Source organism: uncultured Cetobacterium sp. (assembly GCF_947038635.1).
In the GTDB taxonomy this organism is placed as follows: domain Bacteria; phylum Fusobacteriota; class Fusobacteriia; order Fusobacteriales; family Fusobacteriaceae; genus Cetobacterium_A.
Window position 1 is genome coordinate 1 of the sequence record NZ_CAMQXC010000067.1, and the last position, 11,746, is coordinate 11,746.

Here is an 11,746-nt window from a genome sequence, read left to right on the forward strand (position 1 = left end):
CCTCTCTATATTGTTATAGTTGTTTCTTTGTTTATATTGTTATATTGTTATGTACAAAAAAAAACGTTCAAAAAAACAGTGAAATCATTTGATTTTAAAGAGTTAAAAGCATATTTTTCTTTTCAAAAAAACTATAAATCACCTATGAATACTTTATAAATCACCTATGAATACTTTATAAATCAACAATGAATATATTATAAATCAACAGTGAATACTTTATAAATCAACAATGAACACTTTAAAATTATGCCTAAAATATAAATGATATATGATAATATTATAAAAAAAATAGTGTTTTTTTCAAAAAATATATGATATTATAGATTTATATAAATGATATATGATATTTTTTTCTCAAAATATCTAGATATTCATTGTTGATTTGTATAAAAAACTGATGGGGGTTTTTTCCGTGTTTAAAAAAGATAAAGATTTTTTAGAGATAGAGAGTGAGGTTACAGGTGAAACGAGTTATCTTGAAGAGGATGTTTATGTCCCTGAAGAGATAGTTAAAAATAAAAGTTTAATTCGTATGGATATGAATATTGTTCAGTTCCCTATTTTTAGTAAAAATGCTAAAAGAAAGAAGAATGAGGTTACAACTTATTATTTTAATAAGAATAGAGATACTTTTATAATAGTAAAACCTCCTCAAGGAGAATTGATACCTGGAGAAGGGGAAGAAAAAATATTTATAGCTCTTATGAAAATTATGAAGGATAAGGGGATGCAGCAGGAGTTTTATGTAACTGCAGGTGAGATAAAAGACGCTGCAAAAATGACTTCGAATAGTTACATAACAGATATAAAAAAAGCGTTGTTTAGATTATCTGATACAATATATTATTTTAAGAATACTTTATATTCAAATGAACTGACAACAATAATAAAAGAAAAAATAAACACTCCAATATTAACATTTAGTTCATTGTCATTGACAGATACTAAAAATAGTGATTTGAAAAAAAGAGTTAACGATAAAAGAGTCAAAGAGGTTTTCTGTATAAAGATATCAGATCACTTCTATCGAAATATAGTTAAAAGAGGTTATTTAGTTTATGATTCAGAGATATTATTAGGCATTCATTCTGGAGTAGCAAGAACTCTTTACATGTTACTTGAAAAAATAAGATTTGAAAATCTTTATGTAAAAGAGTCAATTTTTGCTTTAATAAAAAAAATACCTTTGAAATATGAGAAAAAAAGTTTGCCAACAACTATTAAAACTTTAGAAAAATCATTTAATGAGTTAAAACAAAAGGATTTGATTAAGGATTTTAAATTTATAAAAGAGACTACATGGTTAGAGGCTGATGTAGAAGTTTTCTTTAGTGAAAATCACAACTCTTTAAAACAAGAGAGGTTTGAAGAGGATAACAATGAATTAAAGAATATATATAATACTTTAGCTATAAGTTACACTGAAAAAAATATAGAAGCTGAGACACCAACTTCAATTGTAACTAAAGAGATGGTTGAAGAGATAGTAAATATCTTACCTAAAAAAGCTCAAGGATTAAAATCAATTCCTAAAACAGTTTTTGATAGTATTCAAAAATATGGATATGAAAAGGTAAAAGCGGCAGCAATCTATTTGAAAAATCAAAAGAATTTAACAAGTCCAAGAGCATATTTTCTTAAAACATTGGAAAATAATTGGGCTGCAGATATAGTTATTGAAGAGTTAAAAGTAAAAGCTAAAGCATCTACAGAAGAAAGTAAACCTATTTACTCTATACCTGAAGAAAACGTTAAAAATTATGATAAAGCTGAAAAATATTTTAATAGTTTAAGTTTAGAAGAGAAAAAAGAGATAGAGAATAAATCTTATATTGAGTATATTCAAAAGTGTGGACAGGAAACTAAAATTCAGAAGTTAGCTTTTGAAAGAGGAAAAAACAAGATAATTTATGAGTATATTGATACGTATTCTTTATATTCTAATAATAAATTTGAACATATAGCAGAAGCAGAAGTTATTCATAATGAGCCTGAACCTAGATTAGAGGAAAGCAGTAAGGCTAATAGTATTTTAACAGATATTGTAAAATTTAATCAATACATAGACGAGAGTATTATGATATATGAGATTGGATTAAATCTTTCTAAAGAAAAAGTATTTGAGATTAAGAAAAATATTTTATTAGAGTTAACAGGGAAATTTATTTTAAAAGAGTTATCATTAGATGAGATAAATAAATCTATTGCAAAAAATTTAAAATAATATTTAAATAAAAAAGAGAAACTAAGGTTTCTCTTTTTTGTTACTTACGAATTCTATTTGAGAGTGATTAATTATCCTTGGCTTAGGATATGTTATCTCTTCTTTTTGTTTATAGGAACTTACTTTAGTATAAAGTGTATGGGTATTATTAACTGCCAAAAGTGTACCAAGTAAATTAAAAACTGCATAAATTAATTTGTATACTTTTGTGTTATTTGCCCACATGATTAAGCCTCTGGATCATCAGGTGCATTTAACATGAAGTAATTAAATGCCATAAGTTCAGCTTTTTCTATCTCAATTCTATCTAAAGAATTTTGAGATATTTTAATTTCTTTTTCAATTTGATCTTTCCATTCAGAAAAAGATCCGTACGGATTTCCAGTTGGTAATGGTTCACCATCGTTTTGTAATTGTTCAATGTAAGAAAATGCAGCTTTATCATCGGCTAACTCTTTTAAGTATGCAACTTCTCTTTCGATGCTTTTTTCTGTTTTAGCGATAACACCCTCAATTGCTATTTTTGCTCCAATCACTGTCATAGACATAAATATCGACCTCCATTTTTTTATATTAAGGGGATCTAATACGGGGATATTAGAAATGACCCTATAAATATTTTGGTAAAAAAATTTATCTTTTTTTAATGTTATCGGTCTGTATATGATTTTATCATATCGTTAATTAGGGACGATCTTGTTTTCTTTTTTTCTTTAGCTAGTTCATCAATTTTTGTTAAGAGAAATCTTGATATTCTAATACTTATAATAGGTTTAAAATGATTATTATTTTTGTTTTTCAATATTACCCCCTAAAATATTTTATTTAAGAACTTGCTTTTGTTAATACAGTATACTCTTCAAAATATTGGAAGTCAATAGAATATATAGTTTTGTATTACACTATTTTCTTAACCAGGACATTCTTTAAAATAAATTTGATTTTATATATTTTTAGTTGTATATAATAATTAATAATTATCATCTATTAATTTTAAGGGAGGGATTCATGCATTATTTTCATGAAGATTTAGCAAAAGAAATTGGAATCAATGAGGCAATCTTTTTACAAAACGTGTATTATCTTTCTAAGAAAAAGTTAGTTAAAGAAACTATTAATAACACTTTAGATGTTTGGATTATCATGTCAGGAACTACAATAAAAAAATATCAAGGATATTTTACTGCATCACAGATTAAAACATTTACTAAAAATTTAATAGAATCAGACCTTTTAAAAAAAGAGCAAAGATGTCTACATGGAAATAATTCTCTTTCTTATACTCTTACAGATAGGGGATGGATTGTTATGCTTTATCTTGAAAAAAAATGTGAACGGAAAAAATTTCAAAATAGTTTACTTGAATTTAATCAGTGCTTTTGGTCAAATATTTTAGAACTCTGGCTAAAAGAAGTAGATAACTTATCAAATTCAACAAATCCCTGGTTAATTTTAGTAAAGCATAAGCAGGAATTAGCTAATATAATAATAGAATATAGAACCTTAATAGAACAAGATAGAAAAATAGAAAAAATGGCTCATGAAAATTTTGAAAATTCTATTAAGAGAATTGAGATAATTATTTCTAAAAATTTAGTTTTAAAAAAACGGATTGAAAAAACTTTTAAAGAAGTAAAAAATTATTTAAATGAAATTATTATTCCTGCTGTAGAAAAACATGGGGGATTAAAGGCTATAAAAGCTTTTGAAAAAATGTCAGAGGAATTTTTACCGACTTCTAGTCCTGTTTCTAATTTTTATATAAATATTTCTGAATTAAACTTTTGAAAAAATAATAATTAATTAAAATAACTTTTGAAAATTGATAATCATAATCTATTAAAATTTATGTTATAATATATTAAAAATAAAAAATATATTTAAAATTTAATTTAAAGTAGAAAATAATTTTATGTTTTAATAAAAATTATGGAAGGAGAGATAGAGTGACTTTAAAAAATATAGAGTATGAAATTTTAAAAGAATATGATATTCCAGTTGAAAAAAGAATAGAAAATTGGGAAGTTGGTATTGGTTTAAATGAAGTAGATGGATTAAATCCATCAAAATATTTAATTGAGTTAACTAAAGATTCTATAGAGGGACGAAAAACCTTTGATGAGATAGAAAAAGAGTTAAAAAATTATTATAATAAGCAGTCTAAAGACTCTATCAATTATTCTGAGATGGAATGTGATCTAGTATCTACTAGAATTGCTAAAATGTTAGAGGATAGAACTTTTGTATTTAGTCCTATTCAACTTAAAAGTATTCACAGAAAGCTTTTTTCAGAACTTTTATTGGATGAAAGGGATAATAGTATTGGAGAGTATAGAAGGTACAATATTTCTAAAAAAGAACCAATATTAAACGGTGATACTGTTATTTATGGTGAATATACAACAATTGATGAGTTTTTAAAATATGATTTTGAAAATGAAAGTGGGAAAAATTATGCTGAGATGAGTTTAGAAAAACAAATAAAAAATTTGGTTAAATTTACATCGGCAATTTGGCAAATTCATCCATTTGTAGAAGGAAATACAAGAACAGTTGCAGTGTTTATTCAAAAATATCTTTTGAGTATGGGGTATGATGTGAACAATGATCTTTTTAAAGAGAATTCAGTATATTTTAGAAATGCACTTGTGGCTTCAAATTATAGCAATATTCCCAAGAGAATATCTCCAAATTTTTCATATTTAGAGCAATTCTTTTTAAAACTTTTGTACAAAAGAGATATTGAATTAGAGAAAATTCAAATTTTTAAGTAGAGATAGAAATGGAAGTAGAGATAGGTAGTGATTAACTTATCTCTATTTTTATAATATAGTAAGACTGGAATTTTAGCAATAGCCTATATAAATAAGCATTATATATTAGCAAATGCCATGCTAAACAATAACTACTTAAAAGAAAGTTTTATAGAAAAAACTCTTGTTAACGGAGTAATGAAATCAGAGGATGAGGATAACTTTTGGGTTGAATCAAATTATTTTACTCCAAAAGAGATTGAGGAGTTTGTTGATAAAATTGGGTTTGAAAAAGTCTCGAACATCGCTACTGATGGTATAGGTAGGTTATTTAGTGAGAAAGTTAATAGTTTTTCAGAAAAAGAGTTTGAGATATTTAAAGGTTATCATTTAGCTTCATGTGAAGATGAATCTTTATTAGGATATAGTAATCACGGGCTTTATATTGTAAAAAAATTTTAATTAACAGAGAGAATAATTCTAATGGGGGACTAACATGAATATATATCTAAAAAAAATTGATAAAAATAATTATAAAGAATGTATTAATTTAAAGTTAACTTTAGAGCAAGAAAAATATATTTCATCTAATTTATTATCTTTAGTACAAACAGCATATGAAGATGATTTCTATTCTTTAGGTATTTATAATAATGATACGATGGTGGGTTTCATTTTATATGATTTTGATTTAAGTATTGATGGATGGTCTATGAGTAGATTTATGATTGATTATAATTATCAAAATCAAGGAATTGGAAAAAAGGCTTTAAGGGAGTTTATAAAATTTTTTAAAAATAAATATAATAATCAAAATCTTTATACAAGTGTTGAAGTTAATAATTTTGTTCCGCTTAAGTTATATGAAAAAGTTGGGTTTATAAAAGAAAAATATTTCGAATATGAAAGTGATGGAAAGATTTATAAAGAAATACTAATGATTTTAACTCTAAAAGGAGATTGATTATGAAAATTGGAATAATAAGTGCACTGGCTTTAGAGATAGAAGGAGTAAAAAGTAATCTTTCAGTAAAATCAGAAATAAATTTAGCAGGATTTAAATTTTTTGAGGCTCAATATGATAAATTAGAAATTGTAATAGCTATTTGTGATGTTGGGAAAGTTAATTCAGCAAGTTGTACTCAAATATTAATAAGTCATTTTGGAATAGATTATCTTATAAATTTGGGAGTAGCAGGAAGTATGAAAAATGATGTATTTCTTTACGATTTAATTATTTCAAAAGAATTAGTTCATTATGATGTAAGAAAATCACAAATGATTGGAAGATTTCCTTATCAGGAGACTTTTAAAGCATCTGATTTTTTAAGAAATGTAGCTATTAAAAGTGCTAATCTTATTGGGAAAAAATATCATGTTGGAAAAATTGCAACAGGTGAGTCATTTGTAACTGACCCTAAAATAAAAGAAAGAATTATTAAAGATTTTAAACCACATTGTGTTGAGATGGAAGGAGCAGCCATAGCACATGTTGCATTTATAAATAATGTTGATTTTATAGTAATCCGAAGTATTTCAGATAATGCATCAACTTCAACAAACTTAAATGACAAAATTATAGAAATGGCTTCTAAAAATATAACAATACTAATGCTTGAAATGTTAAAAGAGTTGAATTTGTTGAAATCTTAACTTAAATAATATATCCTTATAAAGGAAGTGAGCAGCCTATGATTATAAAAAATCTTTCAAAAGTTGAAGCTAAGGAGATTAGTCTTTGGAAATATATAGGAAAATATTCCGTTTATAATTATCCTTCTTGGGATAAGATGTGTGAACAAAAATGGGCTATTACAATTGATGATGTAAGAGAAATAGAATATTTTGGTTTATATAATACTTCAAATATTTTAATCGGTAACTTTAGACTTCATAATACAGGAGATTGTATTTTGGTGAGTTTAGCTTTAAATCCATCTTTATGTGGAAAAGGTCTAGGAAATGAGCTGATGAATGCAATTAAAAATCAAAGTAAAATTAAATATCCGGATATTACAAAAATTATATTAGAGGTTCGTTCTTTTAATAGAAGAGCTATAAAATGTTATCTAAAAAATGGATTTAAAATTGAAAGTATTTATATAAAAAATACCTTAACAGGAAAAGATATTTTCTTTAAGATGATTTATTATTTCATATAGATATAAGGGGGAAATTAATGAAAAAAATGAGTGAATTAATAGAGTGATATAATACAAAAGCACAAGAATTACATCCAGTAGAAATGGCTGCAATGGTTCATATTATACTTGTAGGAATACATCCATTTATTGATGGAAACGGAAGAACTTCAAGATTACTTTTAAATCTGGAGTTAATGAAAAATGGATACCCACCAATAGTTATAAAAAATGTAAATAGATTAGAGTATTATGTTGCTTTAGATAAAGCTCATACAACGGGAGAAAATTTTGATTTTATTTCTGATAAGCTAGATCGTTATATCTTTCTTTGTAATAACAATATTTAGTTTTAATAAAGCAGGTAGATTAAATTACCTGCTCAATTTTTTTGAGAAATATATCATATCGATAAGTTGATTTCCTTCTTCAAAAATTAAATGGTCATAGTTATCAATAAAAAAATTCTTTATTCTATGAGATTCTTTGAAACCACATCTCTTGTAGAAGTTAATGGTAGTAGGGGCATCTCCAGTTCCTACTATCATTGTATGATATTTATTTTTATAATATTCTAAAAGAAAGTTAACAACTTCTTTGCCATAACCTTGACCTTGAAATTGTGGATAAGTTGCAATATTTTTCAATTCACAGATTCCTTGTCCTTCATCAGTTACAACACATACAGTTTTCAAAGTATCGTTATCAAATAAAGCAAACATCTCTCCACGATTTAGATATTTGTCAATCATAGATTCTTGTTCATCCCCAAGAAGCAATAAATCTAAGCAAAATTTTTTGTTATTGTTTATTTTTTTTATCATAAATTCGCTCCTATTTTTCAAGATATTATTGTTATTATATCATTTTTTATGATTTTAATTGTATATTTTCCACCGTTTGCTAAATAAGAATAATAGGATTTAATTAAAATAAATTTATGTAAATTATTTCAAAATACATGTAATAAATTGAACATTTTGTGTATAAAAAAATAAAAAAGTAAAATTTTAAAATATAATTAAGGCAGATACCATAACGGTACTCACATTAATTCAAAAAAGAGTAAGTTGGATTTAAAGATGCCCCCCAGGTTCTTTCTATCGCATCTGTACTCTTTTTTGTTTTAGTTTATTAAGAATTTTTTATTAGTAATTTTAATGCTTTATAGCAGTAGTTAATATATTCTGTCATTATGCTTTCCTTTCCACTTTTAATAATATAAATATATATTATTTCTATGGCTAGAGTATGGCGAATATAAAAATGCATTGCTTTTGAAATACTTTAGTTTTAACTTATTTAATAGAGCATGATTCTAAGTATTTTTCAGCCCATTGTTCAATCATTTCTAAAGCTGGTAAAAGAGCTAATCCCTTTTCTGTAAGTTTATATTCAACTCTAGGTGGTACCTCTGGATAAACTATTCTTTCTACAATTTTTTCCTCTTCTAAAGCTTTAAGTTGTTCGTTTAATATTTTCTGAGTAATTCCATGAATTCTTCTTTGAAGTTCTAAAAATCTAACAGGTTCATCTTTCAAATGACAAATAATTAATGCTTTCCATTTTCCACGAATAAATTCTAAACCTAAATCCAATTGACAAAAGTAGTTTTTATCTTTATAACTTAACATTTTATCTCCTTTTAATTTCAAAAAAATTTTAGTATTTATATTTTAACATCTAAATCATTAATATCAAATAATAAAATATTTTTAATATTATAAAACATTTTATTGTGCAGAAAAGCCAGTTATATTTAAATTCTTACAAAAAAGTAAGTAGTCTTACAAAAAAGTGCGTACTTGTTAAAGAAATTACAATGAAATATAATCTCGTTATAAAATAAAAGTTTAAAGGAGATTTATCATGAAAAGTATTTTTGATAAAACAAAATTAGGTAGTTTGGAAATGAAAAATAGAATAATAAGGGGAGCACTGTGGGAGGATTTAGCAGATGAAAAGGGACACTTAACTCCAGAGCTTTCAGCTATTTATGAAGAGTTAGCTCAAGGAGGAGCTGGAACTCTTATTACAGGATATGCTTTTATTACTAAAGATGAGCAACCAAACCCTGGAATGATGGGGATATATGATGATAGCTTTATACCTGAATATCAGAATTTTACAAATAAAATTCATGAGTATGGAGCTAACATAATAATGCAAATTGTTTATGGTGGATTTATGACAACATTTAATGTTGGAGAAAGAGTTATTTGGGGACCTTCAACTATGCAAAATGAGAATACAGGAACTTGGGCTAAAGAGATCACAAAGGATGAGATAAAATATTTAGTTAAAGCTTATGCTGATGCAGCATTAAGAGTTAAAAAGTCAGGATTTGATGGAGTGGAAATTCATAGTGGACACGGATATCTTCTTAGTCAATTTTTATCTCCTTATTACAATAAAAGAGATGATGAATATGGTGGTAGCATTGAAAATAGAGGAAGGATTATATTTGAAATTTTTACAGCTATGAGAGAAGCAGTGGGAAAAGATTTTCCAATTTGGATAAAATTAAACTCTGCTGATTACGTTAAAGAGGGTGGACTTACAGAAGAGGATAGTATGTATGTTGCTAAAAAACTTTCTGAGTTAGGAATTGATGCAATAGAGGTTACTGGAGGAAACGAATCTATAAAAGAGGTATCAGAAAATAATTTAGGAGCTGCTAGAACAAAAGTTGTAGTTTCTAAAGCTAATGAATCGTATTTTAAAGATTATGCTGAAAAATTAGCTGAAATGGTTGATACTCCAATAATTTTAATAGGTGGAAATAGACACATAGATGTAATGGAAGAGATTTTAAATACTAGTAAAGTGGAATACTTTTCAATGTCTAGACCATTAACTTGTGAACCAAATTTAGTAAATATTTGGATGTCAGGAGATTTAAAAAAGCCAAAATGTGTATCGTGTAATAAGTGTTATTTTACACCAGGAAAGAGATGTATTTTTAATTTGAAAAAATAATTAAGTAATATGGAGGAGATATGAATCCAATTTTTTATAGAAGAAGTATTAGAAATTTTTTAGATAAAGATATTGAATGCGAAAAAATAGAAAGAGTTTTAAGAGCTGCAATGCAAGCGCCGTCAGCACATAATTTTAAACCTTGGGAGTTTATTGTTGTTGAAAGTGAAGAGAAAAAAGATGATATTTCAAAAATGAGTCCTCATGCTACTCCTGCTGGGAAATCAAAAGTTTCTATAGTTGTTTTAGGAAATACAAAGTTAGTAGAAAAAGATAGTATGTGGTTAGAGCAAGATTTAAGTGCAGCTATTCAAAATATGTTGCTACAAATTGTAGAGGAGGGATTAGGAGGAGTTTGGCTTGGTTTTTATCCTGAAATGGAAAGAGTGAATAAAATGAAGAGATATTTTAACCTACCAGAACATATAATTCCTTTTGGTGTAGTAGCTTTTGGATATTCCAATGAGGAAAATAAATTTGTAGATAGATATGATGAGACAAAAGTTTATTGTGAAAACTACAATTGGGAAGAGTTAATATAAATAATAAATATATAGTGAACTACCCTTAAAGATAAGGCTTCGTAGGTGATATCTGACCTATGTCAGGTATATTTAATCACGTTTAACAGGTAGTTTCGATTCTGATATATACTTAATAGTTTAGTAGAGTTCCACTAATCTCACCAATACTTATACTTTTTTTAGGTCTCTATCTATTCAGAGCTACTAATGAAGATAACTTTAATCTTAATAGGACAATAAGAAAACAAGGAAACAAAAGGGTTCTTTGGATTAAATCCAATAGATATATAACACTTCAGAAAAAATTGAAGGAGCTATATAGAAAACAAGCAGATGTGAGAAAATATCAGCATGAAAAATTAGCTAACGAAGTAATCTCTTTAGGGGATGATTTTTATGTGGAAAAAATGAATTTTTCAGGACTACAAAGAAGAGCAAAAAAGAGTGAAACAAATGAACAAGGGAAGTTTAAAAGAAAAAAAAGATTTGGAAAATCGTTAGGAAATAAAGCTCCAAGTATGTTTTTGAATATCTTAGAAAGAAAACTTTTGACAGTAAATTTGACTTTAAAAAAAATAGATACATGGAGTGTAAAAGCCAGTCAGTATAATCATATAGAAGATAGTTATAAAAAGAAAAAATTAAGTGCCAGATGGAGTATGATAGAAGGAAATAAAGTACAAAGAGATATGTATTCAGCATTTTTAATCATGAACGTGAGTGAAGATTTAAAATCAGTAGATAAAAATAGATGCAAAGAAACATATAGGAATTTTTTAAAGCTACACAATGAAGAGATAAAAAGACTAGTAGGTAATAAAAATTTAAGTAGTATAGGTATATAAAGTTAAAAAAATTAAAATAAAAACGTCTTGAATCGGGCGTAATACTATCGTTAATTTGTTCAATAGAACAATTGATAGTGAAAGTCTAAAAGAAAAAATATAGTGCATTTCATCTTTCGAGAGAAATGAGAATATTTGTTATTTTAGAACCCCCTGCCTTTAGGCATGGGTAGGTTCAGTCCTTCTATTTTTGATTAAAAATAGAAAAATAATACTCTTAGAAGTACTTAATCTTTTTCTATAAGAGCTATCTTTTAAAAAATTTATTTTTGTAAAA

14 protein-coding genes and 1 pseudogene are annotated in these 11,746 nt (G+C 26.2%); 11 read left to right on the forward strand and 4 right to left on the reverse strand.

Annotated elements, in window-relative coordinates; translation table 11 throughout:
* Positions 1–415 precede the first annotated feature (415 nt).
* The gene (locus tag Q0V08_RS07440) at positions 416–2,227 is read left to right on the forward strand and encodes a RepB family plasmid replication initiator protein (RefSeq protein ID WP_297433531.1); all 1,812 of its coding nucleotides are present in this window, start codon (positions 416–418) and stop codon (positions 2,225–2,227) included.
* Positions 2,228–2,454: 227 nt separating this feature from the next.
* Here Q0V08_RS07440 and Q0V08_RS07445 read toward each other — a convergent pair whose 3' ends face one another.
* Complete coding sequence (locus tag Q0V08_RS07445; RefSeq protein ID WP_297433533.1) at positions 2,455–2,775, reverse strand: hypothetical protein; 321 nt, start codon at positions 2,773–2,775, stop codon at positions 2,455–2,457.
* A gap of 101 nt (positions 2,776–2,876) precedes the next feature.
* The gene (locus Q0V08_RS11520) at positions 2,877–3,029 is read right to left on the reverse strand and encodes a ribbon-helix-helix protein, CopG family (protein ID WP_366099782.1); all 153 of its coding nucleotides are present in this window, start codon (positions 3,027–3,029) and stop codon (positions 2,877–2,879) included.
* Positions 3,030–3,235: 206 nt separating this feature from the next.
* On the opposite strand from Q0V08_RS11520, the gene Q0V08_RS07450 reads away from it, so the two are divergent.
* From Q0V08_RS07450 to Q0V08_RS07480, 7 genes and pseudogenes are all read left to right on the forward strand, one after another.
* Entirely contained in the window at positions 3,236–4,015 is a 780-nt protein-coding gene (locus Q0V08_RS07450) for a hypothetical protein (protein ID WP_297433535.1), read from the forward strand.
* A 158-nt stretch (positions 4,016–4,173) separates the two neighbouring features.
* Positions 4,174–5,001: a Fic family protein gene (locus Q0V08_RS07455; protein ID WP_297433536.1), complete on the forward strand. Its 828-nt coding sequence runs from the start codon at positions 4,174–4,176 to the stop codon at positions 4,999–5,001.
* A 117-nt stretch (positions 5,002–5,118) separates the two neighbouring features.
* A complete protein-coding gene (locus Q0V08_RS07460; protein ID WP_297433538.1) occupies positions 5,119–5,442 on the forward strand; it encodes a hypothetical protein in 324 nt (107 codons plus the stop codon).
* A gap of 34 nt (positions 5,443–5,476) precedes the next feature.
* Positions 5,477–5,944: a GNAT family N-acetyltransferase gene (locus Q0V08_RS07465; protein ID WP_297433540.1), complete on the forward strand. Its 468-nt coding sequence runs from the start codon at positions 5,477–5,479 to the stop codon at positions 5,942–5,944.
* 2 nt (positions 5,945–5,946) lie between these two features.
* Entirely contained in the window at positions 5,947–6,633 is a 687-nt protein-coding gene (locus tag Q0V08_RS07470; RefSeq protein ID WP_297433542.1) for a 5'-methylthioadenosine/adenosylhomocysteine nucleosidase, read from the forward strand.
* A gap of 38 nt (positions 6,634–6,671) precedes the next feature.
* On the forward strand, positions 6,672–7,142 hold the full coding sequence (locus Q0V08_RS07475; RefSeq protein ID WP_297433544.1) for a GNAT family protein: 471 nt from the start codon (positions 6,672–6,674) through the stop codon (positions 7,140–7,142).
* Between the two features lie 23 nt (positions 7,143–7,165).
* A pseudogene (locus Q0V08_RS07480) lies at positions 7,166–7,390 on the forward strand (Fic family protein); the annotation flags it as partial.
* A gap of 105 nt (positions 7,391–7,495) precedes the next feature.
* On the opposite strand, the gene Q0V08_RS07485 reads toward Q0V08_RS07480, so the two are convergent.
* Both Q0V08_RS07485 and Q0V08_RS07490 read right to left on the reverse strand, forming a co-directional pair.
* Complete coding sequence (locus Q0V08_RS07485) at positions 7,496–7,873, reverse strand: GNAT family N-acetyltransferase (RefSeq protein ID WP_297433546.1); 378 nt, start codon at positions 7,871–7,873, stop codon at positions 7,496–7,498.
* A gap of 546 nt (positions 7,874–8,419) precedes the next feature.
* Positions 8,420–8,755 carry a helix-turn-helix domain-containing protein gene (locus Q0V08_RS07490; protein ID WP_297433548.1) on the reverse strand — a complete coding sequence of 112 codons (336 nt, stop codon included), beginning with the start codon at positions 8,753–8,755 and terminating at the stop codon, positions 8,420–8,422.
* A gap of 235 nt (positions 8,756–8,990) precedes the next feature.
* Between Q0V08_RS07490 and Q0V08_RS07495 the strand changes: the two genes are divergently transcribed.
* The 3 genes from Q0V08_RS07495 (at position 8,991) to Q0V08_RS07505 (ending at position 11,469) form a co-directional block, all read left to right on the forward strand.
* Positions 8,991–10,100, forward strand: a complete 1,110-nt coding sequence (locus Q0V08_RS07495) for an NADH:flavin oxidoreductase (protein WP_297433550.1) — start codon at positions 8,991–8,993, stop codon at positions 10,098–10,100.
* Positions 10,101–10,120: 20 nt separating this feature from the next.
* Complete coding sequence (locus tag Q0V08_RS07500; protein WP_297433552.1) at positions 10,121–10,642, forward strand: nitroreductase family protein; 522 nt, start codon at positions 10,121–10,123, stop codon at positions 10,640–10,642.
* A 317-nt stretch (positions 10,643–10,959) separates the two neighbouring features.
* On the forward strand, positions 10,960–11,469 hold the full coding sequence (locus Q0V08_RS07505) for a hypothetical protein (RefSeq protein ID WP_297433553.1): 510 nt from the start codon (positions 10,960–10,962) through the stop codon (positions 11,467–11,469).
* Positions 11,470–11,746 lie beyond the last annotated feature (277 nt).

What these genes read in the sequence shown, in the direction of transcription:
- Q0V08_RS07450 (WP_297433535.1), top strand. Translation starts at nt 3,236, where the DNA reads ATGCATTATTTTCATGAAGATTTAGCAAAAGAAATTGGAATCAATGAG.
- Q0V08_RS07490 (WP_297433548.1), bottom strand. Translation starts at nt 8,755, where the DNA reads ATGTTAAGTTATAAAGATAAAAACTACTTTTGTCAATTGGATTTAGGT.
- Q0V08_RS07495 (WP_297433550.1), top strand. Translation starts at nt 8,991, where the DNA reads ATGAAAAGTATTTTTGATAAAACAAAATTAGGTAGTTTGGAAATGAAA.
- Q0V08_RS07500 (WP_297433552.1), top strand. Translation starts at nt 10,121, where the DNA reads ATGAATCCAATTTTTTATAGAAGAAGTATTAGAAATTTTTTAGATAAA.
- Q0V08_RS07475 (WP_297433544.1), top strand. Translation starts at nt 6,672, where the DNA reads ATGATTATAAAAAATCTTTCAAAAGTTGAAGCTAAGGAGATTAGTCTT.
- Q0V08_RS07485 (WP_297433546.1), bottom strand. Translation starts at nt 7,873, where the DNA reads ATGATTGACAAATATCTAAATCGTGGAGAGATGTTTGCTTTATTTGAT.
- Q0V08_RS07460 (WP_297433538.1), top strand. Translation starts at nt 5,119, where the DNA reads ATGCTAAACAATAACTACTTAAAAGAAAGTTTTATAGAAAAAACTCTT.
- Q0V08_RS07465 (WP_297433540.1), top strand. Translation starts at nt 5,477, where the DNA reads ATGAATATATATCTAAAAAAAATTGATAAAAATAATTATAAAGAATGT.
- Q0V08_RS07445 (WP_297433533.1), bottom strand. Translation starts at nt 2,775, where the DNA reads ATGTCTATGACAGTGATTGGAGCAAAAATAGCAATTGAGGGTGTTATC.
- Q0V08_RS07470 (WP_297433542.1), top strand. Translation starts at nt 5,947, where the DNA reads ATGAAAATTGGAATAATAAGTGCACTGGCTTTAGAGATAGAAGGAGTA.